The 25,209-nt window shown below is 64.8% G+C and carries 22 protein-coding genes; 13 read left to right on the top strand and 9 right to left on the bottom strand.

The genetic code is table 11. The annotated features are described in order from the left end of the window. Positions 1-118 precede the first annotated feature (118 nt). From AC1RRC_RS07680 to AC1RRC_RS07655, 6 genes are read left to right on the top strand one after another with little or no spacing between them, the layout of a single operon-like run. Entirely contained in the window at positions 119-982 is an 864-nt protein-coding gene (locus AC1RRC_RS07680; RefSeq protein ID WP_493054671.1) for an STAS domain-containing protein, read from the top strand. A gap of 4 nt (positions 983-986) precedes the next feature. Continuing rightward, on the top strand, positions 987-1,343 hold the full coding sequence (locus AC1RRC_RS07675) for an STAS domain-containing protein (protein WP_493054670.1): 357 nt from the start codon (positions 987-989) through the stop codon (positions 1,341-1,343). Next, entirely contained in the window at positions 1,340-1,756 is a 417-nt protein-coding gene (locus tag AC1RRC_RS07670; protein ID WP_493054669.1) for an anti-sigma regulatory factor, read from the top strand. Before AC1RRC_RS07675 ends, AC1RRC_RS07670 begins: the two co-directional genes overlap by 4 nt. Continuing rightward, positions 1,741-2,802: an ATP-binding protein gene (locus AC1RRC_RS07665; protein WP_493054668.1), complete on the top strand. Its 1,062-nt coding sequence runs from the start codon at positions 1,741-1,743 to the stop codon at positions 2,800-2,802. The genes AC1RRC_RS07670 and AC1RRC_RS07665 overlap by 16 nt, the downstream gene beginning before the upstream one ends. After that, positions 2,799-4,583 (top strand): ATP-binding protein, encoded by a 1,785-nt coding sequence (locus AC1RRC_RS07660; RefSeq protein ID WP_493054667.1) that lies wholly within the window; start codon positions 2,799-2,801, stop codon positions 4,581-4,583. Before AC1RRC_RS07665 ends, AC1RRC_RS07660 begins: the two co-directional genes overlap by 4 nt. Beyond that, the gene (locus AC1RRC_RS07655) at positions 4,580-6,100 is read left to right on the top strand and encodes a response regulator (RefSeq protein WP_493054666.1); all 1,521 of its coding nucleotides are present in this window, start codon (positions 4,580-4,582) and stop codon (positions 6,098-6,100) included. The genes AC1RRC_RS07660 and AC1RRC_RS07655 overlap by 4 nt, the downstream gene beginning before the upstream one ends. A 4-nt stretch (positions 6,101-6,104) precedes the next feature. Here AC1RRC_RS07655 and AC1RRC_RS07650 read toward each other — a convergent pair whose 3' ends face one another. Next, on the bottom strand, positions 6,105-6,938 hold the full coding sequence (locus AC1RRC_RS07650; protein ID WP_493054665.1) for an arylamine N-acetyltransferase family protein: 834 nt from the start codon (positions 6,936-6,938) through the stop codon (positions 6,105-6,107). A 185-nt stretch (positions 6,939-7,123) separates the two neighbouring features. On the opposite strand from AC1RRC_RS07650, the gene AC1RRC_RS07645 reads away from it, so the two are divergent. Further along, positions 7,124-7,927 (top strand): substrate-binding periplasmic protein, encoded by an 804-nt coding sequence (locus tag AC1RRC_RS07645; protein ID WP_493054664.1) that lies wholly within the window; start codon positions 7,124-7,126, stop codon positions 7,925-7,927. Between the two features lie 96 nt (positions 7,928-8,023). Here AC1RRC_RS07645 and AC1RRC_RS07640 read toward each other — a convergent pair whose 3' ends face one another. From AC1RRC_RS07640 to cyoA, 7 genes are all read right to left on the bottom strand, one after another. Next, a complete protein-coding gene (locus AC1RRC_RS07640) occupies positions 8,024-8,596 on the bottom strand; it encodes a response regulator transcription factor (RefSeq protein ID WP_493054663.1) in 573 nt (190 codons plus the stop codon). After that, positions 8,586-9,929 (bottom strand): ATP-binding protein, encoded by a 1,344-nt coding sequence (locus tag AC1RRC_RS07635; protein WP_493054662.1) that lies wholly within the window; start codon positions 9,927-9,929, stop codon positions 8,586-8,588. Before AC1RRC_RS07635 ends, AC1RRC_RS07640 begins: the two co-directional genes overlap by 11 nt. 239 nt (positions 9,930-10,168) lie before the next feature. After that, positions 10,169-10,996 carry an SURF1 family protein gene (locus AC1RRC_RS07630; RefSeq protein ID WP_493054661.1) on the bottom strand — a complete coding sequence of 276 codons (828 nt, stop codon included), beginning with the start codon at positions 10,994-10,996 and terminating at the stop codon, positions 10,169-10,171. 26 nt (positions 10,997-11,022) lie between these two features. Further along, positions 11,023-11,430, bottom strand: a complete 408-nt coding sequence (gene cyoD, locus AC1RRC_RS07625; RefSeq protein WP_493054660.1) for a cytochrome o ubiquinol oxidase subunit IV — start codon at positions 11,428-11,430, stop codon at positions 11,023-11,025. Further along, the gene (gene cyoC / locus AC1RRC_RS07620; RefSeq protein WP_493054659.1) at positions 11,430-12,035 is read right to left on the bottom strand and encodes a cytochrome o ubiquinol oxidase subunit III; all 606 of its coding nucleotides are present in this window, start codon (positions 12,033-12,035) and stop codon (positions 11,430-11,432) included. The genes cyoD and cyoC overlap by 1 nt, the downstream gene beginning before the upstream one ends. Before the next feature lie 16 nt (positions 12,036-12,051). Then, a complete protein-coding gene (gene cyoB, locus AC1RRC_RS07615) occupies positions 12,052-14,058 on the bottom strand; it encodes a cytochrome o ubiquinol oxidase subunit I (RefSeq protein WP_493054658.1) in 2,007 nt (668 codons plus the stop codon). Further along, a complete protein-coding gene (cyoA, locus tag AC1RRC_RS07610; protein WP_493054657.1) occupies positions 14,058-15,038 on the bottom strand; it encodes a ubiquinol oxidase subunit II in 981 nt (326 codons plus the stop codon). The genes cyoB and cyoA overlap by 1 nt, the downstream gene beginning before the upstream one ends. A 142-nt stretch (positions 15,039-15,180) precedes the next feature. On the opposite strand from cyoA, the gene AC1RRC_RS07605 reads away from it, so the two are divergent. After that, a complete protein-coding gene (locus AC1RRC_RS07605; RefSeq protein ID WP_493054656.1) occupies positions 15,181-16,524 on the top strand; it encodes an MFS transporter in 1,344 nt (447 codons plus the stop codon). A 336-nt stretch (positions 16,525-16,860) separates the two neighbouring features. Here the strand turns inward: AC1RRC_RS07605 and AC1RRC_RS07600 are convergent, their stop codons facing one another. Beyond that, a complete protein-coding gene (locus AC1RRC_RS07600) occupies positions 16,861-17,697 on the bottom strand; it encodes a type 1 glutamine amidotransferase domain-containing protein (RefSeq protein WP_493054655.1) in 837 nt (278 codons plus the stop codon). Between the two features lie 102 nt (positions 17,698-17,799). Here AC1RRC_RS07600 and AC1RRC_RS07595 point away from each other — a divergent pair, with 102 nt between their 5' ends. The 5 genes from AC1RRC_RS07595 to AC1RRC_RS07575 all read left to right on the top strand — a co-directional run bounded on the left by AC1RRC_RS07595 (position 17,800) and on the right by AC1RRC_RS07575 (position 25,205). Continuing rightward, positions 17,800-18,696: a LysR family transcriptional regulator gene (locus tag AC1RRC_RS07595; protein WP_493054654.1), complete on the top strand. Its 897-nt coding sequence runs from the start codon at positions 17,800-17,802 to the stop codon at positions 18,694-18,696. A 155-nt stretch (positions 18,697-18,851) separates the two neighbouring features. Continuing rightward, positions 18,852-23,537, top strand: a complete 4,686-nt coding sequence (locus AC1RRC_RS07590; protein WP_493054653.1) for a hybrid sensor histidine kinase/response regulator — start codon at positions 18,852-18,854, stop codon at positions 23,535-23,537. A gap of 61 nt (positions 23,538-23,598) precedes the next feature. Beyond that, a complete protein-coding gene (locus tag AC1RRC_RS07585) occupies positions 23,599-23,853 on the top strand; it encodes an NHLP-related RiPP peptide (RefSeq protein WP_493054652.1) in 255 nt (84 codons plus the stop codon). A 128-nt stretch (positions 23,854-23,981) separates the two neighbouring features. Then, a complete protein-coding gene (locus AC1RRC_RS07580) occupies positions 23,982-24,794 on the top strand; it encodes an isocitrate lyase/PEP mutase family protein (RefSeq protein ID WP_493054651.1) in 813 nt (270 codons plus the stop codon). 57 nt (positions 24,795-24,851) lie between these two features. Continuing rightward, positions 24,852-25,205 (top strand): hypothetical protein, encoded by a 354-nt coding sequence (locus AC1RRC_RS07575; RefSeq protein ID WP_493054650.1) that lies wholly within the window; start codon positions 24,852-24,854, stop codon positions 25,203-25,205. Positions 25,206-25,209: the final 4 nt, after the last annotated feature.

Genomic DNA, 25,209 nt, shown 5'->3' with positions numbered 1-25,209 from the left:
TCGCCATCATCCGCATGAATAAACCACAGCCTGTCATCACACAATTCAATCACGCTCGGTTAATTTACCGTCCCTGCTAGACTCAGTTCTCCCTTTTCAAATGTCTAGCGGAGTGTGCATGAGTATCCAGTCCACCGGCCACCTGGCCGACATCCTGACCAAGAACAACGACGAATTGCTGGAGGTTTGGGTTGCCGGCATGCTGTCGCGTACCGTGCGGCGTGACAAGGCGGCGGAAACCGAAGTGCGGGGCCAAGCCGAACGCCTGCTGTCCATGCTGGCGGAAGCGGTCGCCAAGGGCCAGAGCTATGACATCGATACGCCGGACTGGGGCGCCGTGCGCCAGTTGCTGACGGAATTGTCGGCCCTCCGCGTGCGCCAGGGTTTCACGCCGACAGAAACCGCCACGTTCGTCTTTTCGCTGAAAGAGCCGCTGTTTACCCTGCTGCGCCGCGACCTGGAAGGCAACGCCGGCATGCTGACGACGGAATTGATTGAGACCGGCGCGCTGTTCGACCGCCTGGGCTTGTTCACCATCGAGCAATACCAGAAATCCCGCGAAGGCGTGATCCTGCGCCAGCAACAGGAATTGATGGAACTGTCGACACCGGTGGTGCAACTGTGGCGCGACATCCTGGCGTTGCCGCTGATCGGCACGCTCGACAGCGCCCGCACCCAGGTCGTGATGGAAAGCCTGCTGCAAAAAATCATCGACACCGGCGCCTCGATCGCCATCATCGACATCACCGGCGTCCCCACCGTGGACACGCTGGTGGCGCAACACTTGCTGAAAACCGTCGCGGCGGCCCGGCTGATGGGCGCCGACTGCATCATCAGCGGTATCCGTCCGCAAATTGCGCAAACCATCGTCCACCTGGGCGTCAACCTGGAAGACGTGGTCACCAAGGCCAGCCTGGCCGACGCGTTCCAGACCGCCATGAAACGCCTCGGCGCCTCCGTGGTCGTACAGCAGGCGGCCTGAACCAATGGACCGTATCCCGATATTGAAAATGGGCCAGCTGCTGCTGGTGACGATCCAGGTTGACATGCACGACCGCCTGGCCATGGCGCTGCAGGACGACCTGACCGAGCGCATCGTGCGGGAAAAGGCGCGCGGCGTGCTGATCGACATTTCCACGCTGGATATCGTCGATTCCTTTATTGGCCGCATGATCAGCAACACCGCCGCCATGGCGCGGGTGCTCGATGCCCATACGGTGCTGGTCGGGATGCAGCCGGCCGTCGCCATCACGCTGGTCGAACTGGGCCTGACCTTGCACGGCGTCCAGACCGCGCTCAACGTGGAAAAAGGCATAGTACTGCTGCAGCGGCAGATCGCATGAGCCGCATGGACGCCAGCGCCGCCACCCTGCCGCTGCGCAGCGATGAAGACGTGGTGCGGCTGCGCCAGCAGGTGCGTGAAAAGCTGGTGGCGCTGGGTTTTTCATTGATCGACCAGACCAAGATGGTGACGGCGGCCAGCGAACTGGCGCGCAATACCCTGCGCTACGGCGGCGGCGGCGAAGTCCACGTGCAGCACATGCAACAGGGACTGCGCAATGGCGTGCAACTGGTGTTTATCGACCAGGGCCCCGGCATTCCCGATCTCGGCCTGGCGCTGACGGACGGCTATACCACGGGCGGCGGCATGGGACTGGGCTTGTCGGGCGCCAAGCGGCTGGCGGACGAATTCGACATCCAGTCGGCGCCCGGCGCCGGCACCACCGTCAGCATCACCAAATGGAAACCCTATTAATGTACCGCCTCGACCACGCCCCCGCAGGCCAGTTGTGCTGCCCCGTCATCGACAGCAGCCATGTCGCGGCGGTACGCCGCGCCGCCTCCGACATGGCGGCGCGCCAGGGTTTTGACGCGACCCAATGCGGCGAAGCCGCGATTGTCGCCACCGAAGCCGCCACCAATATCCTCAAGCACGCGTGCCAGGGCGAAATCTTGCTGCGCCCCCTGCACCGCGACGGCGCCGATGGCATCGAACTGCTCGCCATCGACAACGGTCCGGGCATGGCCAGTTTGCCGGCCAGCATGGAGGACGGCCGCTCCACCGCCGGCAGCTATGGCGTCGGCCTCGGCGCCATGGCGCGTCTTTCCGCCTCCCTCGACGCCTGGAGCGCACCGGGCAAAGGCGCCGTGTTTGCGCTGTCGCTATGGCGCGGCGGCGCTCCTCCCGATGCCGGCCATCGTGGCAGCCCGCTGCAACTGGGCCTGGTCAGCCAGGCCTTGCCGGGCGAAACCGAGTGCGGCGACGGCTGGGCCGTGGCCTGCGACGCCACCGGCGCCACCGCGCTGGTGGCCGATGGCCTGGGGCACGGCGGCCAGGCGGCCATCGCCGCGCAAGCCGCGGTGGACACGGTCATGGCGCAACCCGGCCGGCGCGCCGCGCTGTTGCTGGAAGAGGCGCACCTGGCGCTGCGCGCCACCCGCGGCGCGGCGGTCGCCGTGGTGCGCATCGACATGCTGGGAGAACGGCTGGTGCTGGCCGGCATCGGCAATGTGGCGTGCCACGCCTGGCTGGGACAGGCGCGGCGCCAGTTGGTGTCGCATAACGGCATCGTCGGCAGCAATATGCGCAAGGTGCAGGAATTCGATGCGCAATGGGGCCCGGACGGCATGCTGATCTTGCACAGCGACGGCATCGGCACGCGCTGGAACCTCGACGATTATCCGGGCCTGGCGCTGTGCCATCCGGCCGTGATTGCCGCGGTGCTGTTCCGCGACTTTGGCCGCCGGCGCGATGACGCGACGGTGCTGGTGCTGCGCGATGCGCGGGGGAGCGCCGCATGAGCCTGCGGATACTGACACTCCAGGTTTCCAACGAAGTCGACGTGGTGGCGTCGCGCCAGCGCGCGCGCCAGATCGCCCTGCTGTGCGGCTTTGGCAACCAGGACCAGGCCCGTATCGCCACGGCGGTGTCGGAACTGGCGCGCAACGTCTACAGCTATGCGCGCAGCGGCAAGGTGGAATTTTCCGTCGAGGGCAACACCGCGCCGCAATTGCTGGTGATCCGCGTGGAAGACCGGGGACCCGGCATTGCCGACCTGGCGCTGGTCCTGTCCGGGCGCTACCAGTCGCGCACCGGCATGGGCCTGGGGCTGCTGGGCGTCCGCCGGCTGATGGACCAGTGCGACATTGTGACGGCGCCGGACCAGGGCACCACGGTCACGCTCAAGAAGCTGCTGCCGCCGGACGCGCCGCTGCTGGCGGCCAATGACATCGGCGCCATGGGGGCGCAACTGCACGCGGAGCCGGTTGCGCAATCGAACTCGATCGCCCTGTCGGAAATGCAGCAGCAAAACCGCGAGTTGCTGACCGCCCTGGCGGAACTGCAGGCGCGCCAGGATGAGCTGGTGCAACTGACGCGGGAACTGGAAGACACCAACCGGGGCGTGGTGGCGCTGTACGCGGAACTGGACCAGCAGGCCGACCACCTGCGCCGCGCCGACGAGATGAAGTCGCGCTTCCTGTCCAACATGAGCCATGAATTCCGCACCCCGCTCAGCTCCATCCGCGCGCTGGCCAAGCTGCTGCTGTCGCGCGCCGACGGCGAACTCGAATCCGAACAGGAAAAGCAGTGCGGCTATATCCTGAAAAGCGCCGATGCGCTGGCCGAGCTGGTGGACGATTTGCTGGACCTGGCCAAGATCGAGGCGGGCAAGGTCGAAGTCCACGCCGCCCCCTTCGACGTGGCCGACATGTTCAGCGCGCTGCGCGGCATGCTGCGCCCGCTGCTGGTGGGTACCCGCGTGGAACTCGAGTTCGACATGCCGGACCAGGCCTTGTCCATGGTCGGCGATGACGCCAAGCTGTCGCAAATCCTGCGCAATTTCATTTCCAATGCATTGAAGTTCACGGAACAGGGCCACGTGCGCGTCTCGGCCGCACTCGTGTCCGAAGGCGCCATGGTGCGCTTTGCCGTGCAGGACACCGGCATCGGCATCGCGCTGGAATACCAGCACATCATCTTCGAGGAGTTTTCGCAGGTGCCCAGCCACCTGCAGCGCCATGTGAAAGGCACGGGCCTGGGTTTGCCGCTGTGCCGCCGCCTGGCGGCGCTGCTGGGCGGCGCGGTGGGGCTGGACAGCGCGCCCGGCGCGGGGTCGACGTTTCATGTCACGGTGCCGCTGGTGTACGCCGCGGCACCGCATGCCGCCGAGGCGCCCGACGCCGCCCCGGGGCCGCACAAGGCAGGCATTCCGGTGCTGGCCATCGAGGACGACCGCGGCACGCTGGGGCTGTACCGCAGCTTCCTGCGCGACACGCCGTACCGCCTGGTGCCCGCGTCCAGCCTGTGGGAAGCGGAGCAGGCGTGGAATGCCGAAGCACCCGCCGCCGTGATCCTGGACCTGTACCTGAATGGCGGCGACACGTGGCGCTGGCTGGCGCAAACCAAAGCCGACGCGCAGCGCAGCCATGTCCCCATCATCATTGCGTCAGCCGTGGCGGACCGGCAAAAGGCGCACACCCTGGGCGCCGACGCCTACTTCATTAAACCTGTCCAGCGCGATGCGCTGCTGGCGCAACTGCGGGCCTTGTGTCCGGTCCAAGCCGCGCGCGAGGCCTTATGACATCCGATGACGATCTGATCCTCAATGTGGACGATACCGAAGCGGCCCGCTACGCCAAGACCCGCATCTTGCAGCGGGCCGGATTCCGGGTGATCGAAGCGGCCAGCGGCACCGAGGCGCTGGCGCTGGCGGCGTCGCAGCGGCCCGCGCTGGTGCTGCTCGACACCAAGCTACCCGACATCAGCGGCTTCGATGTATGCGCCCGGCTCAAGCGGGATCCCCATACGGCCATGGTGCTGGTGCTGCAAACCTCGGCTTCCTACCTGGCCAAGCCGGACAAGGTGCGCGCGCTCGATATTGGCGCCGACAATTACCTGTTCGAACCGATCGAACCGGAAGAACTGGTGGCCAATGTGCGGGCGCTGCTGCGGCTGGGGCATGCGGAACAGGCATTGCGCGACATGAACCGGCGCAAGGATGAATTCCTCGCAATCCTGGCCCATGAATTGCGCAATCCGCTGGGTCCCATCCGCAACGCCGTCGAACTGTTGCGGCACCTGGCGCCGGGCGCCCCGCCGGAACAGGAAAATGCGCGCCAGATGATCATCCGCCAGACCGACCACATGGTCCGGCTGGTCGACGACCTGCTGGACGTGTCGCGCATCTCGCAAGGCAAGATCACGTTGCGGCTGGCGCCCGTGGAATTGGGGGAACTGGCGCGCGGCACGCTGGAGACGGCCCGCGCCGCGCTGGAGCGGCGCAGCCACACGGTCACCGCCGTCATGCCGGCCGGGCCGCTGTGGGTCGCCGGCGATGGCGTCCGGCTGGCCCAGATCATTGGCAACCTGCTCAACAATGCCGCCAAGTTCACGCCGCCCGGCGGGAAAATCGGCCTGCTGGTGGCGTACCAGGCCGGCAGCGATGCCGATGCCGCGTGTGCACTGGTGCAGGTCACCGACAACGGCATCGGCATCGCGCCGGAACAGATCGAAACGATATTCCAGATGTTTGCCCAGGCCGGGCACGCGCCGGACCGGGTACAGGATGGCCTCGGCATCGGCTTGTCGCTGGTCCGGACCCTGATCGGCTTGCACGGCGGCCAGGTCCGCGCCAGCAGTCCCGGCCCCGGTCTCGGCAGCACCTTTGAAGTACGGCTGCCGCTGGCCGACGCTCCCGCTGCGCCCGCGCCCCATGCGTCGCCGCAGCCGTCCGCGCCGGCGCGCAGTGTGCTGGTGGTCGACGACAGCGTCGACGCGGCGGAAATGGTGGCGTCGCTGCTGGAATTTTCAGGCCACCGCGTCAACACGGCGCACAGCGGCGCCGATGCCATCGCGCAGGCACAGGCGGCCCCGCCCGACATCGTCTTCCTCGATATCGGCCTGCCCGACATGAGCGGGATGCAGGCCGCGCGCGCCATGCGCCGCTTGCCTGAACTGGACGGCACCAGGCTGGTCGCGCTGTCGGGCTACGGACAGGCCAGCGACCGCGAGAAAGCCCTGGCGGCCGGCTTTGACGACCACCTGACCAAACCCGCGACCCTGGAGGCGCTGCGCGCCGCGATCGGCGAACTGGACTGACGGCTTATTGCTGCTCCCACACGGTGGCCGCCGCCCGTTCCAGCACCGGGCGCCAGGCGGCTTGCACCGGCAGCCCGAACACTTCCCGCAACGCCCGTTCCAGGTCGTCCGCCGTCAGGAAGCGCCGCTCGCCGCCGCCATCGGGCCGGCGGATCGTCAGCCGGTTGCGCAACAGCGCATAGCGCGCTTCCGGCGTGGTACGCGCCACGATCAGATCATGGCGGAAATGCGATTGGGGAAAGTGCGCCGTATAGAAATTCGCCATCGCATAATCGCCGTCCCGGCACGGCGCCGGTGAAACCAGATACACGCTGTGCCACGCCCGCTGCCCGTCCGCGCCCAGTTCCGCTTCCAGTAAATATTCATTGCCCAGCGGCGTCAGGCGCAGGCGCTCATGCGGCGTCGGTTGCGCTTCTGTGCTGTCGAACAGCAGCGGCGCGGTCGGCACACAGCTGCCAAAGCCGACGTCGCACAACCAGCGCACGCCATCGATGGTCACGCGCAGCACCATGTGCGAACGGGGGCGGCCTTCCGCTTCCGGCCCCGCTTGCCAGCGCACCTGGGCGATCAGCGGTTCGACCTGCGTAAAGCCGATCGCTTGCAGCACACGCCGCAGCAGCTGGTTTTGCTCGAAGCAATAGCCGCCACGGCCGCCCGCGATCAGCTTGGCGTCGATGTCGCGCGGGTCCAGCGAGATGCCGAGATCCATCAGCACGTCGAGCGCTTCAAACGGGATCGCGGCCGGGTGCAGCTGTTGCAGCGCACGCAGGGTATCGAGGGTGGGTGTGCGCGGGCCGGCATAGCCGATCCGCGCGCAATAGGCGTCCAGTAAGTCCATTGCAGGTTCCCTTCGTCAATGTTGATGAAAGAACCACGAGCTTACCGGAAATTCACGCGATCAGCGGATCTGGATTTTGCGGGTGGCCCGGCGGCATTCCCGCTTTCACCGGCATGCATTCAGTGATTGACTGTTAAATTGCCGCACAGTAGCATCATTTGAAGCTATTCCATTCCGGACACGCCATGCCGCCAGCCGCGCCAGCCAGGCCACTGCGACGGCGCATTTGCGCTGGCGTCCTGCTGTGCCTGTCCCTTCCGGTGTTCCAGCCGCCCGCCGTGGCGCAACAGCGCCATATCGCCTCCGGCCATCCGGACTGGCCGCCGTATTCGTGGCAGCAAGGCGACCGTATCACGGGCGCCGGGGCGGAATTGGCGGACCTGATTTTTCGCGACCTCGGCGTCACGCTGGACTTCAAAACCCAGGGCAACTGGAAGCGCACGCAAGCCGAAGCCGAACATGGCAAGGTCGATGTGATTGTCGGGGCTTACCGGACGACGGACCGCTTGCGCTACCTGGACTACCACGCCACGCCTTTTGCCGAGGACGCCAATGTGGTGTGGGTGGCGCGCGGCAGGGAATTTTCGTTTGGGGGCTGGCACGACCTGATCGGCCGCCACGGCACCGCGATGCTGGGCGAGAGCTATGGCGAACAGTTCGACCGCTTTATCGCGGAACGGCTGACCGTCAGCCGCGTCTCATCGGCGCTGCTGAACTGGAAAAAACTGGACGCGGGCCACGCCGATTACTACCCGTTCAGCCTGTATGGCGGAGAGATCCAGTTGCGCCGCTTTGGCTACCAGGACAAGGTGGTGCGCCTGCCCGGGGTGATCGCCACGGAAGGGGTATATATCGCGATTGCCCGCAAATCCCCGCTGATCCGCTACCTGCCGCAACTGGAGCAGGCGGTGCGCCAGCGGCGCGCGGACGGCACCGTGGAGCGGCTGCTGCGCACTTACGTGGAACGCGCGGCACTGCAAGGCAAATAAGATGGGGGCGGGCCGGGCACGGCGGCCACCGCCGGCTTGAACCGGCACTTCATCAACGCGGCGGCCTGCTGGTAAAGGGCAAGCGCTTCAATGCACTCATTTGACGCGCTGCTTTTCCAGCTTGCGCGCCAGGGTGCGGCGGTGCATGCCGAGCCGGCGCGCCGCTTCGGAAATATTGAAATCCGTCTCGGCCAGCACTTCATGGATACGCTCCCATTCCAGCGTCTTGATCGACGTGGCGCGGCCCGTGAGTTCCACCTCGGCGCTGCCCGCCACATGGTTGAACGCCGCTTCGATATCGTCGGTGTTGGAGGGCTTGGCCAGGTATTGGCAAGCGCCCAGCTTGATGGCTTCCACCGCCGTGTTGATGCTGGCGTAGCCGGTCAGCACCACGATCAGCATGTCGGGGTCGAACTTGTGCAGCAATTGCACACACAACAGGCCGGAGGTGTTGTTGCTGAGCTTCAGGTCGACCACGGCAAAGCCCGGCGAATGTACTTCCAGCAGCGCTTCCGCCTGTTCCAGGCCCGGGGCGTGCAGCACCGTATAGCCACGGCGGGTAAACGATTTGCTCAGGGTGCGCGCAAAGGCTTCATCGTCCTCGATGATCAGCAATACACGTTCTTCGGGCTGCGCTTCGTGTGCTTCCCGTTCTGCTTCAATGGTCATACTTTTCCTCTACGTCGTCAGGCACGGCAATCGCCGCCAGCGGCAGCGTCAGCAGCACCGCCGCCCCGCCCTGCACCAGGTTGCTCGCGTCGACCGTGCCGCCCAGGGTGCGCGCCACGTTCACCACCAGGAACAGGCCCAGGCCGCGCCCCGGCTTGTCCTTGGTCGAATTGTACGGCTTGCCCAACTGTTCCAGCACGGCGGGCTGAAAGCCGGGCCCGCGGTCCGTCACCAGCATTTTCAGCGCTTCGCCCTCGCGCGAGACGTCAAAGCGCACGAACTGCGGCGACGCTTCCAGCGCATTATCGAGCAAGTTGCAAATGGTTTGCTTCAGGGTCGAATCGAACGCCACCGGCGCATCCTGCGCCAGGTGGTTTTGATATTCAAATGTATGCACCGGGCGGGTGCCGCGCCACTCGTCGACCAGCTCGTCGAGGAAGGTATTGATGGTGGTCCTGGTCGACGATTCGCCGCGCGCTTCACCGGCCGACAGCAAAATGCCGCTGACGATGGATTTGCAGCGCGCCAGCTGCGTCTGCATTTCCTGCAATTCTTCCAGCATGTCCGGATCGTTCTTGAACGCGGGCATGCGCTTCCAGTCGCCGAGGATCACGGCAAGCGTCGCCAGCGGCGTGCCCAATTCATGCGCCGCGCCGGAAGCCAGCAGTCCCATGCGGACGATGTGCTCTTCTTCCACCGCGCGCTGGCGCATTTCCGCCAGCTTGCCGTCGCGCGCGCGCAAATTGGTCATGATGCGGGTGATGAACACCACCAGCAGGGACGCGTTGATGGCAAAGCAGATCAGCATGCCCTGGATGTACAGGCTGAAGTAGCCGCGCTCGTGGAACAGCGGCAATGCGAGGGGTTTCGACACCAGCGCCAGGCCCGCCAGGCAGCCGCTGGTGATGGCGACGATGGTCCAGGTGGACCATGCCTCGAGCAGCACGGCCGACAGGATCACCTGCAGCAGGTACAGGAAAATAAACGGGTTCGAGGTCCCGCCACTGAGATACAGCTGGGCAGTCAGGCTGGCCACGTCGACCAGCATCGATAAAAACAGTTCTCCGTTGGTGACGGTCCATTTTTCGTGCCAGCGCAACTGGCTGGCCACGTTGAACGCGATCAGGCAGGCCAGCACTTCCAGCATGTAGGCCAGCGGCAGCTGGATGCCCAGGCCCCAGGCCACGATGGCAATGGTGGAAATCTGGCCGACCACGGCGATCCAGCGCAGCTGGATCAGCTGCTGCATGTTCTGGTGGCCGGCGGCCTGTCCCAGCGCGGTGACCGCGGCTGGATCTTTTAGTACTGCGAAAATATCAGTGGTCCCCGACATGGCTCCCGGCCCGGCATTCGTTACCGGCACGGCGGCCGGTGATTAACTATGGCTGCTTATGCAGAATGTAGGGCGGTTTGGCGCAAAGCGCCAAGCCGCCGTGCTCGCACGAAAGTACTGCGCGCGCTGGCGGCGGCGCATGCATGGCGGCCTCGTAGAGTCCGCCCTACGCAATCCCGTCCGTGATTGACTCACGACCTTGACGGTCACTCCCACAATTGCCAAGGCCATAATTTTAACTACTTTGCCTGGCGGCGCTTGTCGTCACGCGCCACCCAGATAAAGGCCCCGGCCGCCATGAGCGCCAGCGCATACCAGGTGAGAGCATATACCAGATGGTTGTTGGTGAACGAAATCACGGTAAGGCCGCCGACCGGGCGCAGCGCCTCGTCTTCGGCCGGGGGCTCCTGCCCCTTGTCGGTGTCGACAAAGAATGGCGCCACCATGGCGCCGTCAAAGCCGCGCGCCAGGGCGATCGCGGCGACGTCGCGCGCATACCAGCGGTGGTTGGCGGGATCGTTGTGGCGCAGGAAGGCGCGGCCGGTTTCCGGCATGCGCAGCAAGCCGGTCAGGGTGACGGGCGGGCGGCCGGCCACGGTGGCGCAGACCGCCTTGCCGGCGGAAGTCGCCGCAGGGGCAGGCATCCGCTTGGCGGCTTCCTGGCCAATATAGCCGCGGTTGATGATGACAATATGGGATGACTGCGTGTGCGAGGACTGCACGCACAGCGGCGTCAGCAGCCAATAGCCGCTGCCCAGGTCCGTGGTGGCCTGGACGCGCGTCGTGTATTCGGGGAGATAGACGCCGGTCAGGGTGACGTGGCGGTATTCATCGATGCTTGCCGTGACCTGCGCCCACCGGGCGGGTTCCGGCACGGCCACCGGTGTGGCATGGACACGGGCGTCCACTTTTTCCATCAAGTCCAGCTTCCACTGCAGGCGGAACACTTGCCAGGTTCCCAGCGCCAGCAGCAATAAAACAGCAACGGCCGCACAGACGGCCAGGAACTTCCGCAGGGCGGAAGAGTGCAAGCGCGGGGCTTGCTCCTGGGTGTCGTGCGGCCGCATGGTCCGAACCTTGCGATTACGGACGCTTAGGGACGAATACGCATGTCATGCGCATCCGGCATCCCCGGCATCATGTTGTGGTTCATGTGGTACATGACCCAGATCGAACCGGACAGCACGATGACCACCAGGATCGCCGAGAAGATCAGCGCCAGCATGTTCCAGCCGCCTTCCGACTTGGTGTTCATGTGCAGGAAGTACACCATGTGCACCACGATCTGCACCGCGCCCAGGCCCAGCAGGATCATGGCGGTGGTGCTTGGATTGTCCAGCACCTTGCCCATCACCAGCCAGAACGGGATGGCGGTCAGGATCACCGACAAGATGAAGCCGATGGTGTAGGTCTTCAGGCTGCCGTGGTCGTGGCCATCGTCGTGGCCGTGGTGGTCGTCATGGCCGTGGCCATGACCGTGGTCGTGATTGTGATGTGCCATTACATGACTCCCATCAGGTAAACAAAGGTGAACACGCCGATCCAGACCACGTCCAGGAAGTGCCAGAACATCGACAGGCACATCATGCGGCGCTTGTTTTCATGGGTCAGGCCATGCTTTTTCAGCTGGAACAGCAACGTCACCAGCCACACGATACCAAACGTCACGTGCAAGCCGTGGGTGCCGACCAGCGCGAAGAACGAGGTCAGGAACGCGGAACGGTTCGGACCGGCGCCTTGGTGGATCAGGTGCAGGAACTCATAGATTTCCAGGCCCAGGAACGCCAGGCCGAACACGCCGGTGATGGCGAGCCAGAAAATCGTCAGGCCCAGTTTTTTCTTCTGCGATTCCAGCATCGCGAAGCCGTAGGTGATCGACGACAGCAACAGGAAGGCCGTGTTGATGGCCACCAGTTTCAGGTCGAACAGTTCAGCGCCGGTCGGGCCGCCCGCATAGTTGCGGCCCAGAATGGCGTACGCCGAGAACAGGCAAGCGAACAGCAGGCAGTCGCTCATCAGGTAGATCCAGAAGCCCAGCAGCGTGCCGTTCTCCGGGTGGTGTTCGCGCACGAAGTAACGTGCGCTGATATCCGTGGTGTCTTTCATGGTCGCGGTACTCATATCAAGCGTGGGCTTCCAGCTTTTGCGTGAAGGCTTCTTCGGTCTCGGTCACTTGCTTGACCGGGATGTAGTAATCACGCTTGTAGTTGAACGTATGGACAATGATGGTGCCCAGCATCGCGGCGAACGCCACGCCTGCCAGCAGCCACATTTGCCAGATCAGGCAGAAGCCCAGGCCGCCGGCCAGCGCGGAGATCACGAAACCAGCCCAGGTATTGGCAGGCATGTGGATTTCCACGAAGTCGGACAGCGGACGCTGGTAGCCGTTTTTCTTCATGTCGGCCCAGGCGTCGTTGTCATGCACGACCGGGGTGAACGCGAAGTTGTAGTCTGGCGGTGGCGACGAGGTCGACCATTCCAGGGTACGGCCATTCCATGGGTCGCCGGTCACGTCGCGCAGCTTGGCGCGGTCGCGGAACGAGACATAGAACTGCAGCAGCATGGCGCCGATACCACCGGCAATCATCAGGGCGCCCACGGCGGCGATCTGGAACCAGATCTGCAGCGATGGATCGTCGAAATGGCTCATGCGGCGGGTCACGCCCATCAGGCCGAGAACGTACAAAGGCATAAAGGCGAAGTAGAAGCCGATGGTCCACAGCCAGAACGACCATTTGCCCCAGTAGGTGTTCAGCTTGTAGCCGAACGCTTTTGGCCACCAGTAGTTGATCGCGGCGAACACACCGAACACCACGCCGCCAATGATGACGTTGTGGAAGTGGGCGATCAGGAACAGCGAGTTGTGCAGCACGAAGTCGGCCGGCGGCACCGCCAGCAGCACGCCGGTCATACCACCGATCACGAACGTGATCATGAAGCTGATGGTCCACATCATCGGCAGCTCGAAGCGGATGCGGCCACGGTACATGGTGAACAGCCAGTTGAAGATCTTGGCGCCGGTCGGGATCGAAATGATCATCGTCGTGATGCCGAAGAACGAGTTCACCGATGCGCCGGAACCCATCGTGAAGAAGTGGTGCAGCCATACCAGGTACGACAGGATCGTGATCACAACGGTGGCGTACACCATCGACGAGTAGCCGAACAGGCGCTTGCCCGAGTAGGTCGAGACGATTTCGGAGAAGATACCGAAGATCGGCAGCACCAGGATGTACACCTCAGGGTGGCCCCAGATCCAGATCAGGTTGACGTACAGCATAGGATTGCCGCCGCCATCGTTGGTGAAGAAGTGGGTGTCGAACACGCGGTCCATCGACAGCATGGCCAGCACGGCGGTCAGCACCGGGAACACGGCCACGATCAGCACGTTGGTGCACAGTGCGGTCCAGGTGAAGACCGGCATTTTCATCATGTCCATGCCAGGCGCGCGCATTTTCACGATGGTGGCGATCAGGTTGACGCCGGACAGCAGTGTCCCGACCCCGGCCACCTGTAGCGCCCAGATATAGTAATCGACCCCGACATCCGGACTGGCCAGGATGCCCGACAGCGGCGGATACGCCAGCCAGCCGGTTTTCGCGAATTCACCGACGAACAGCGATGCCATGATCAGCACGGCGCCGAAGGTGGTCATCCAGAACGAGAAGTTATTCAGGAACGGGAACGCCACGTCGCGCGCGCCGATTTGCAGCGGCACCACGTAGTTCATCAGGCCCGTGACGAACGGCATCGCCACGAAGAAGATCATGATGACGCCGTGGGCGGTAAACACCTGGTCATAGTGGTGCGGCGGCAGGAAGCCGGCATTGTCGCCAAAGGCGATGGCTTGCTGGGCGCGCATCATCAGCGCGTCGGCGAAGCCGCGCAGCAGCATGATCAAACCCAGGATCATGTACATGATGCCGATTTTCTTGTGGTCGATACTGGTGATCCAGTTGCGCCACAGCGGGCCCCACATGCGGAAATAGGTCAGCGCGCCGAGCAGGCCTGCGCCGCCCAGCAGCACGCCGGCAAAGGTAGCGATCAGGATCGGCTCATGGAACGGGATCGCGTCCCAGCTGAGCCGACCGAAGATCAGGTCGTGTTGGACTTCGGTATGGGCTTGCATTAGTCGTTCTTCATCGAAAGTTTAGGCTGGGCTTTGGCCTGTGGGGTGAAGCACAGTTCAGCCGCGGTACGGGCGCGCACGATGTCGTCCGCCACCATCTTGTTGATGCAGGTCTGGCCTTCGCCGACGCAGCGGTTCAGGATCGCGTCGTACAGGCCGTCGGTCACGCCGGCGAAGTAGCGCACCGGCTCTTTTTCGCTTGGTTTTTCCAGCGCCTGGTACACGGTGCGGTCCAGCGTATTGCCGGACGCCTTGACCTTGGCGACCCAGGCGTCAAAGTCCGCTTGCGACAGGCCGTGGTATTTGAAACGCATACCGGAGAAGCCGGCGCCGCTGTAGTTCGCGGAGAAGCCGTCGTACACGCCAACCTTGTTGATGACCGCGTTCAGTTCGGTCTCCATGCTTGGCATCGCGTAAATCATCCCGGCTTTCGCAGGGATGTAAAACGCGTTCATGACGGTCGAGGCGGTAATCTTGTAACGCACCGGCACATCCACTGGCGTTGCCAGTTCGTTAACCGTGGCAATACCTTGTTCCGGGTAGATAAACAGCCACTTCCAGTCCAGCGCCACCACTTGCACTTCCAGCGGTTTCACCCCTGGCGCGATCGCACGGTGCTCGTCGATGCGGTCCAGCGGACGATACGGATCCAGTTTGTGGGTGCTGATCCAGGTCAGCAGGCCCAGCACGATGATGATGAGCAGCGGCGCGCCCCAGATCACCAGTTCGAGCTTGGTGGAGTGATCCCAGTCGGGTTCGTATTTGGCGGAAGTGTTGCTGGCGCGATAACGCCATGCAAAGAACAAAGTCAGTGCAAGGACGGGCACGACAATCAGCAACATCAGCAAAGTGGACACAACAACAAGGTTGGCCTGCTGAGCAGCGATATCTCCGGACGGCTTCATGACCACCATATCGCAGCCGGAAAGCCACAAAACGGAGGAAAGAGCAAGTCCGCGTTGGATCAACGTTGGATTCATGCGGTAATGTACGTTACATAAAATGAATAACATGCTACTGTAACGTCTAACAGTGCTCTCTGGAAATTGGACACTTTGTCCCACCCCCGCCCAATTCCCGGGGGAGCTGTTGAACAATTATTAAGAGACAAAGGAGTTGGCCATGACTGTTACCTACCACGGCGATTACCCAGCCGACTATCCTCAACGCGGCCACGCTCACGGTGCACGCAACATCAACGCGCGCGACGGTGAAATCCACCCTGAAGACATCGCAGTCGGGGTGGTGATCGGACGAGCTTCCGAATATTTCGATTTCTTTGTCTACGCCATTGCCTCGGTGCTGGTGTTCCCGCAAGTGTTCTTCCCGTTCGAAAGCCGCCTGGACGGCACGCTGTATTCGTTCGTGATCTTCGCGTTCGCCTTCATTGCGCGTCCGATCGGTTCCGTGCTGTTTATGGAATTGCAACGCCGCTTCGGGCGTGAAACCAAGTTGACGGTCGCGCTGTTCCTGATGGGTATCTCCACCGCCGGTATCGCCTTCCTGCCGGAATATGCGCACCTGGGCGCCGCCTCGATCGTGATTTTGTCGCTGCTGCGCGTGGGCCAGGGCCTGGCGCAAGGCGGCGCGTCGGACGGCTTGCCGTCGCTGCTGGCGCTGTCGGCGCCCAAGCACAAGCGCGGCTGGTACGCGATGCTGGGCCAGCTGGGCGCGCCGGTCGGTTTCATCATTGCCGCGGGCCTGTTCTCTTACCTGCTGGCGCAGCTGTCGACGCTGGACTTCCTGGACTGGGGCTGGCGCTATCCGTTCTATGTGGCGTTCGCGATCAACGTGGTGGCGCTGTTTGCCCGCCTGCGTTTGGTGTCGACCACGGAATATTCCCGCCTGCTGGACGACCACCAGCTCGATCCGGTGAATGTCGTGGAACTGGCGCAATCGCAGGGCCGCAACGTGCTGATCGGTGCACTGGCGGCACTGGCGTCGTACGCGCTGTTCCACCTGGTCACCGTGTTCCCGCTGTCGTGGATTAACATTTACTCGACCCGTTCGATCAGCGACTTCCTGGAATTGCAAATGGTGGGCGCAGTGCTGGCCGGTATCAGCATCGTGGCGTCCGGCTTGCTGGCCGACCGCTTCGGCCGCCGCACCACCCTGGGCACCACCGCCGCGCTGATCGCCGTGTTCTCCGGTTTCGTGCCGATGCTGATGGATGGCGGCGACCTGGGCCAGAACGTGTTCCTGCTGGTGGGCTTCGTGCTGCTGGGCCTGTCGTACGGCCAGGCCGCCGGCGCGGTGACGGCGAACTTTGAACCGCACTTCCGCTATACCGGCGCGACGTTGACGTCCGACCTGGCCTGGCTGGTCGGCGCCGCCTTCGCCCCGCTGATCGCCCTGGGCCTGTCGGCCAACTTCGGCCTGGCCTATGTCAGCCTGTACCTGCTGTCCGGCGCCGCCGGCTCGCTGGCCGCGCTGAGCTTGAACCGGGCGCTGGAAATCAAGGACTAGCCCTCTTCTATATATAGAGAGAGGTACCCCCAAAAGCCCGGCCAAGCGCCGGGCTTTTTTCTCCCCCCTGTGGGGTCAGGCGTGCATTCGTGCGTTACTCCCCGCATTGCGCCCTCCCATCCAGTCCAACCCATTGATTTCATTGAGGATTTTTCATTGGGGGTCAGGCGTGCATTAATGCATTACCCTGGGAGGCCAGCAATGGCGGGCGTTGTCGCTGCATGCACGAACGCACGCCTGACCCCATTGGGGGAGGCGTGCACTCCATGCGGGTTTGCGGTCGGACATGGTGATCAGGCGCCATCGTAATGCATCAATGCACGCCTGACCCCATTGTTACTTCAGTTTGGCGAGCAGCGCGTCGGCGACACCTACGGCGGAGGCCGGGTTTTGGCCGGTGATCAGTTCCCGGTCCGTTACCACGTGGGGCGCCCACGCCGGGCCGTTGCTGTAGAGGGCGCCGGCTTTTTGCAATGCCGCCTGCGGCGTGAGTTTCATTTCGCCGCCCAGCATGCCCTTGGCCATGTCTTCTTCCTCGTTGCTCAGTACCGTCATCTTGTAACCGGCATAGGCCCACTGCCGCGCCTTGGCTGCGGCGCCCGCCTCCAGGGCGGCGACGAATGTTCCTGGCTGGTTCATGGCCGCCACCAGCGCGGCGGGGCCGTGGCAGACCAGCGCGGTCGGTTTTCCCGTTGCATGGAAATGCGCCAGCAATTGCCCGACCTGCGGGCTGCGCACCAGGTCTTGCATCGGCGCGTGGCCGCCGGGAACGAAGACCGCGTCATAGCGTGCGTACCCCTGCTGCGCCACCCGCGCCAGACTGATGACAGGTGAGCCGTCCGCCGCCGTGATCTTCAATTGCGCCAGCAAGGCCAGGTGCGCCTGCATGGCCGCTTCATCATTGCCAAAATGCATTTTGTCCACCGACAGCTTGTCCAGCGCCGGCGCCTTGCCCAGCGGCGTGGCAAACGTCACGCTGTGGCCCGCGTCGATGATCTTTTTCACCGGCTGCATCAATTCATTGGCATAAAACCCGGTGGCGAACTGTTTGCCGCCTTTCAAATCCAGCACCGCTTCATCCGACAACAGCACCAGCACATTGGCCGCTTGCGCACCCGCCGCCGCCAGGCCCAGCGCCACCACCACCGCCGCTTGTTTCATCATGGTTTTCATTGCGTATTCCTTGTAGGGGTTGAACATAGGCGCTACTCTATTCATACCCACAAGAACAATAAACAACCACCGATACAAATCATTTGTTCGCCAAAGGACCAAATGCCCCGCCATTTCGATTACCTGGCCGATGTCGAAGTCTTCACCGCCATCGCCGACCAAGGCACCATCAGCGCCGCCGCCGTGGCGCTCGGCACCACGCCGTCCGTCCTGAGCCGCGCCGTGTCCCGGCTGGAAGCGCGGCTCGGCACGCAACTGATGCGCCGCACCACCCGCCGCCTGAGCCTGACCGATGCCGGCCAGGCGTACCTGGAGCAGGCGCGGCTCGCGTTTGGCGTGCTGGCCGACGCGGAAAAAGCCGTGCAAGGCGCCGACGGCGAACTGGCCGGCACCATCCGCCTCAGCGCCCCGACCACCTATGCGCACTACAAATTGCCCGCGCTGCTGCACCCGTTCATGGACCAGCACCCCAAGGTCATGATCGAGCTGAGCATTGCCAATCGCAATGTCGACCTGGTGTCGGAAGGCTATGACATGGCGATCCGGCTCGGCGCCCTGCCCGACAGCGGCCTGGCCGCCCGCAAGCTCGGCGATGAAGAACTGGTGCTGGTGGCCTCCCCGTCCTACCTGGCGCGGGCCGGCATGCCGGAGACCATTGCCGACCTGGCCCACCACAGTTGCCTGACCTTCGTCATGCCCAGCACCGGCAAGATCCCGCCCTGGCTGTTGACCGAGCACGGCGGCGACACCGAATGGCAGCCGCCGCCGCGCCTGCGGGTGACCGACGATGTGCTGGGCGTGGTGTCGCTGGCGCGGCAGGGCATGGGCATTTGCCAGACTTACCGCTTCGTTGCGGCCGGCCCGCTGCAACGGGGCGAACTGGTTCAAGTACTGCCGCGCCACGGCGGCCGCACCCGGCCCTTTTCGCTGATCTATCCGCCGCACCGCAGCCTGTCCACCGCCAGCCGCGCACTGATCGCCGCCCTGGCGCGCAATTAACCGCCAGGCGCGCCCATTCAATGTACTAACAGACATTGTTGTATTCTGGTCGCAACATATTCACGCGCCTCCCGGCAAGCGTGCCCTACAGGCTGTGCACGCTTGCGCGCGACATGGACTTTCACAGGGCAATTGCGTATGCTCAAACGGTGACCATGCCAGCCCTGCCCGCCTTCCCAAGCCTCGCCGCACACTCCCCGGCCCAGCGCTCCGCTACCGCCGGCACGGCGCCGCGCCGGCGTGTCCACACCGCAGGGACGCTGGCGCTGGTGGCGGTGCTGCTGGCGGCGCTGTGCGGCGGCGCGGGCGCCGGCACCGCCGCATCGGCGGCAACACCGGCCAGTTCGGCCAGTTCGGCACCCGCGCCAACCACACTAGGCGCCGCCAGCCGCTGGGAAAAACTGGCCACCCCGCTGTTCGAACACCTGGGACTGGAACAAGGCATGCCGCATCCGACCGCCATGGCGCTGGCGCAGGATGGCGACGGCTTTCTCTGGATGGGGACGCAACGGGGCCTGGCGCGCTGGGATGGCTACCGCATGCGCACCTTCCTGCACGATCCATCCGACGCCACTTCGCTGCCGGGCGACTTCATCCAGGTGTTGCACGTGGACCCGCTCGGCCGCCTGTGGATCGGCACCACCCTGGCCGGCCTGGCCATGTATGACAAGACGTCCGAACGCTTTATCCGCTATCCGCCCAGCGCCAATGGCTTGAGCCATGGTTCCGTGACGGCCATTGCCAGCGATGCCAACGGCGGCATCTGGACCGGCACCCCGGGCGGCCTCGACTACCTGCAACCCGCCACCGGCCGCGCCACCCATTTCCGCCAGGGGCAGCAGGGCTTGCCCAACCACCAGGTGCGCGCGCTGCTGACCGCCCGCAACGGTGACCTGTGGATTGGCACCGCAAACGGACTGGTCCGGCGCGACGCCCGGACCGGACGTTTCCACGAGGTACCCATCACCGGTATTGCCGGCGTGACCGACATCACCCTGCGCGATACCGTGCTGTCGCTGTACCAGGACAGCACCGGCGTCATGTACTTTGGCACACTGAAAAGCGGCATCGGCCGCGTCGACGCCGGCGCCGGCGCACGCTTGCTGCCGCTGGACGGCGTGCCGGACGCCCACGCCAACATGGTGCTGGCGCTGACCGAGACGGAAACAGGCACACTGTGGGCCGCGACCTACGGCGGCGGCGTGATCGAGCTGGAGACCGCCAGCGGCAATGCGCGCCGCATCCTGCACCAGGCCGCCGTGCGCGACAGCCTCGCCAGCGACCGCACCGCCGCCCTGCTGCGCGACCGCAGCGGCCTGGTGTGGGTCAGCAATGAACGCACGGTGGATATGTATGCGCCGCACAGCCGCGCCATCGGCGCCGTGTTTGGCGGCGAAGGCATGCTCGAATCGGCCGTGACCGCGGTGATGGCGGATGCGAGCAACCGGATCTGGGTGGGGCTGGCCGACCAGGGCGTCGACCTGGTGCGTCCGGACGGCATCCGCGTGGCGGCGCTGCGGCCCGATCCCGCCCACCCGGACAGCGCCTTGCCGAACCGCGTGGTGCTGACCATGGCGCCGGCGCCGGACGGTGAAGCCTATATTGGCACCCAGCTCGGCCTGTACCGCACCACGGCGGGCGGCATGCAGGTACGGCGCATCGCGCTGCCGGCGGCCAATCCAACGCCCCGGGTCGGCAATATCGTGCCGCGCGATGGCAGCCTGTGGCTGGGCACCTATGACGGCTTGCTGCGCTACGACCTGCAAGCCGATACCGTGCGCGCCTATGTGCAAGGTCCCGCCAGCGCCGGCGGCCTGACCGATAACCGTATCCACGCGGTGCTGGACGATGGCAAGGGCACGCTGTGGATCGGCACCCGCAACGGCTTGAACCGCCTGCATGTGGACAGCGGCACGGTGCGGCATGTTTCCGGCCTGCCCGATCCCCTGATCACCGCGCTGGCCTTCGACCGCCAGGGCCGCTTGTGGATCGGCATGCATGGCGGCGGCATCGCCGTCATGACGGACCAGGCCGGCGCCAACGGCGAGCCGGTATTCCGCCGCCTCACAACCCAGGACGGCATGCCCAGCGACGTGGTGGTGGCGCTGATCCCCGACGCCAGGGGACGCATGTGGGCCGCCACCACCGATGGCATTGCGATCGCCGATCCCGCCACCCTCAAGGCGCGCGCCCTGGTGCGGGCCGATGGCGTGCCGTTCCGCACGTATTTCGTCAACGCCGCCGCCCGCACCGCCGAAGCCGATTTATTGTTTGGCGCGTTCGGCGGCCTCGCCGTGGTCCACCCGGATGCGGTTCAACCCTGGCAATACAAGGCGCCCCTGGCCATCACGTCGGTGTCGGTCGATGGCCGCGCCGTGCCGCCTTCCGGTCATCTGCTGGTCCCCCCCGGCATCAAGGCGTTTGAATTCGACGTTGCGGCGCTCGACTATTCGGCGCCGCAACGCAACCGCTATGCGTGGAAACTCGATGGCCACGACCGCCGCTGGCACGAAGGCGACGGAGCACGGCGCGCGATCACCTATAACAACGTGCCGCCTGGCGCCTATGTGCTGCGCGTCAAAGGCGCCAACCGCGCCGGCGTATGGAACGAGAAAGAACTGGCTATCGCGGTGCAGGTTCAGCCGGCCTGGCACCAGACCGGCTGGGCTTACGGCGCCATGGCGCTGGCGCTGCTGGGGGCGGCGTGGGGCGTGCTGCGCTGGCGCACCCTGTATTTGCAGCGCGACCAGGCGCGCCTGCAATCGCTGGTGTATTCGCGCACCCGCCACCTGGAAAAACTCAACGCCATCGTCAAGTCCATCAATGAGCAGCTCGATTTCGACTCGGTGCTGCATACGATCCTGCATGAAACCACCGTCATCAAAGGGGTCGACGCGGCGCTGGCGCTGGTGCGCAAGACCGGCACAGAGCAACTGACCCTGCGCGCCGCCTGGGGCAACGTCGGCATGACGGAAGAGCGCCAGCGCCTCGCGCTCGATACCGCCGAAGCGCAGTACGCGCGCGCCTCCGACCGCATCGCCGACGACATCTACCTGGTGCGCGCGAGCGCGGCGCAGCCACTGGCCGGCGCCAGCGCCGTGCTGGCGGTGCGGATCCGGATCGATGGCCAGACCGAAGGCTTGCTGCTGTTTGAAAACCAGCGCAGCGCCAGCGCCTTTGACACCAGCGACCTCGATTTGCTGATCGCGCTGAAGGAACCGTTTGTCACGGCGTTCCAGAAAGCGCGCTCGATGCGCCAGCTGGAAGTGGCACGCGCCAATGCCGAAGCGGCGACCCGCGCCAAGAGTGAATTCCTGGCCAATATCAGCCACGAAATCCGCACCCCGATGAACGCCATCCTGGGCTTTGCCGGCCTGGGCGGCCAGATGGGATTGACCGGCAAGCCGGGTGATTACTTCCGCAAGATCGGCCGGGCCGGACAGAGCCTGATGCGCATCATCAACGACGTGCTGGACTTTTCCAAGATTGAATCGGGGCGGCTGGAACTGGAAGCCGTGCCCTTCGACCTGAATGAATCGCTGACGCAGCTGCATGACCTGTTTTCGTGGCAAGCCGCCGACAAGGGCCTGGAACTGGTGGTATGGGCCGCGCCGGATGTGCCATCGCAATTGATGGGCGATGCGTTGCGGCTGGGCCAGGTGCTGACCAACCTGCTGGGCAACGCGCTGAAATTCACCACCCGCGGCCATATCCGCCTGCGGGTGGAACTCGACGACGGGGCCCAGAGCCACGATGAAAACGACCTGGTGCACCTGCGCTTCCTGGTCGAAGACACCGGCCTGGGCATCAGCGGCGAGCAGCAAACCCGGCTGTTCCAGGCGTTCGCCCAGGCCGACGCCAGCACCACGCGCCTGTATGGCGGCACCGGCCTCGGCCTGGCGATTTCCCAGCAACTGGTGCGCAAGATGGGCGGCACCATCATGGTCGAATCCGAACCGGGCAAAGGCAGCCGCTTTACGTTCGCCATCGCCCTGCGGGTGGCGGCCTCCGGCGCGCTGCAGGCGGCGCACGACGCCAGCGCCGCCGCCCGCGCCACGCCGCCAAGACTGGGCGGCTTGCGCATGCTGGTGGTGGACGACAATACGATCAACCAGCAAGTGTGCGGTGAAATCCTGCAGCGCGCCGGGGTCGCCGTCGACATGGCCGACAGCGGCCGCGAAGCGCTGCGCATGGTCGAACAGCAAGCCTATGACGCGGTGCTGATGGATATCCAGATGCCGGACATGGATGGCTACCATGTCACCGAGCGCATCCGCGCCATGCCGGGCCGGGAACGCGTTCCCATCATTGCCATCACGGCGCACGCGGTGGCCGGTTACCGCGACTACTGCCTGTCGCGCGGCATGAATGATTACGTGGCGAAACCGATCGATCCGGCCGGACTGTACGCGGTACTGCATGCCTGTACCGGTGGCGGCCACGAACACCTGGCGCCCGCCCCTGCCATACGGCTGGAATTACCCCCCATGCCGGGCCTGGATTTGCCGCATGCGCTGCACCGCCTGGGCGGCAATGCCGCATTGCTGTCGCGGCTGCTGACCGTGTTCATCAACGATTTCGACACGCTGTTGCCGCAATTGCGCCAGGCCATTGCCGCCGGTGAATATGACAAGGCCGCGCGGCTGGTGCACCGGGTCAAGGGGGCCGCCGGAAACCTTTCCGCACACCAACTGCAAGCGGCCGCCGGCGCCCTGGAACAGGGCTTGCTGACGGACGGCGCTGCCATGCCGCAAGCCTTGCTCGATGCTTTCCTGCAGGCGCTGGCGGAGGCTGGCGACAGCGCCCAGTATTACCTTGAGAAATCCGCGGCCTTGACCTAGATTGGTTGTGTCCGCCACAACGATGTCACCTTTGCCAACGGCCCACTGAAAGGAAGCAAGTATGGACAATGTCATCACCCGTGATCTCGACGTGATTCTCGATAAGCTGTCGCGCGACGACGCCTTCCGCGCGTGGGTCGCCAGTGACCCGGTGGCCGCGATGGCCAGTCTTGGCGTCAATATTGATACCCAGCAGTTATCCGGCAAGGTCATCCTGCCCTCAAAGGAAGTCATGATGTCCGCCCGCCTGGCCATCAAGGCCAAACTCGACAGTTCCGCCGGCGCCATCCCCTTCTTTCTGTCCGGCAAACTCTGACGACAACGCCGGCGTCACTTCCTGCCGGATCCGGCCGCCCGCCCCGCAGGGCGGCCACCGCGCCCCCCTTCTGCAACCTTGTGCAAAATGTGTCAACATGGTGATTTTAACAATCACCTGGAGACGCCATGTCCGCACGCCACGATCAACAGTTCCACGCCCTGCATAGCGAAGGCTTGCTGCTGCTGGCCAATTGCTGGGATGCCGGCACGGCCCGCATGGCTCTGCACGCCGGCAGCAAGGCGCTGGCCACCAGCAGCGCCGCCGTGGCGTGGGCGCACGGCTATGCCGATGGCGGGCAATTGCCGCCGGACCTGCTGCTGTCCACCCTGCGCGCCATCGTGCGGGTGGCCGACGTGCCGCTGACCGCCGATATCGAAAACGGCTATGCCAACGACCCGGCCGCCGTGGCGGCGCTGGCGCGCGATGTGATCCGCGCCGGCGCGGTCGGCATCAACATCGAAGATGGCGCCGATGCGCCGGAACTGCTGTGCGAAAAAATCGCCGCGATCCGCCGCATGGCCGTGGCCGAAGGCGTGCACCTGTACATCAATGCCCGCACCGATCCTTTCCTGCGTCCGCTGGTGGCGCCCGAGGCGCGCGTGGCGGAAGTGCTGCGGCGCGCGGCGCTGTACCGCGAAGCCGGCGCCAGCGGCCTGTTTGCGCCGGGCGTGCGCGAGGAAGCCGATATCGCCGCCATTGCGGCTGGTTGCGGCCTGCCGCTCAACGTGCTGGTGCGCCCCGGCTTTCCATCGCTGGAGCGGATGCGGGCGCTGGGGGTGCGGCGCCTGTCGGCAGGGTCCGACATCGCGGAAATGGCCGGCAGTTACATCACGCACGCCATGGGCGAGTTCCTGCGCAGCGGCGCCATCGCCCCGAACGGCGCGCCGCAGCTGACGTACTCGCAACTCAATCAGCTGATGAGCGGCAAGCGCGGCTGACTCGCCGGACGGCATGCCGTATGATGGCGACATGCCCATCCAGAACGGAGCCGTCCGATGATTGAAGGTAAATCCCTGCGCAGCGACTTGCATCACCTGGACCGCGCGCTGCAAGCCTTGCAGCGCGCCATGCTGGCCGCGTCCGGCGGCGCCCCGGTGGTGTGGATGGCGCCGCTGCCGCGCCTGATCGCGGAAGTGGACGAATTCCTCGATGACGAGGAAGCCCCGTCACTGGGCATCGAACGGGAATTGCACGCACAGGCGGAGCGGTTGCTGGGGCCGCTGCCACCATCGGACGCCGTGTTCCGCGCCCATTACGATGCGCTGCGCAAGGCCAGTCCGGCGGTGGCGGCCACGCACGCGGCGCTGCAGCAAGTGATGGCGGAACTGCCGGCGTATCCGGCGCCTTGAACCG

It is taken from the genome of Pseudoduganella sp. GW821-FHT12E03, from assembly GCF_058807115.1.
This window is presented reverse-complemented; position numbering and strand designations above follow the sequence as displayed.